This window comes from Pantoea sp. GbtcB22 (assembly GCF_019091025.1).
Classification (GTDB): Bacteria; Pseudomonadota; Gammaproteobacteria; order Enterobacterales; family Enterobacteriaceae; genus Pantoea; species Pantoea leporis.
The window spans coordinates 1-235 of the sequence record NZ_JAGXKB010000878.1 but is presented as its reverse complement, the minus strand read 5'-3'; the positions used below and the strand labels follow the sequence as shown (position 1 = coordinate 235).

1 pseudogene is annotated in these 235 nt (G+C 52.3%); it reads left to right on the top strand.

The annotated features are described in order from the left end of the window. Positions 1 to 235: pseudogene (locus tag KVT28_RS26930) on the top strand (TonB-dependent receptor); the annotation flags it as partial.

Sequence of the window (235 nt, the reverse complement as noted above, 5' to 3'; positions counted from 1 at the left end):
CGGAGATGTTCGTCAACGTCCCGAGCAACAACTACACCAGCTATCAGGCTGAAAACCGCGATAAGACCTACATTTATGGTGCTGAGATATCCACCAAAGTGAATTACGGCACCTGGTTCCGGCAGGTCAATGGCCTGAGCAGCACCTTTGCGCTGGGCTATAACGAAGGTAAATCCACGTCCAGCTACGCGGGTGACAAGTACATCGATCTCGATAGCGACGCGCCATTGAAAGC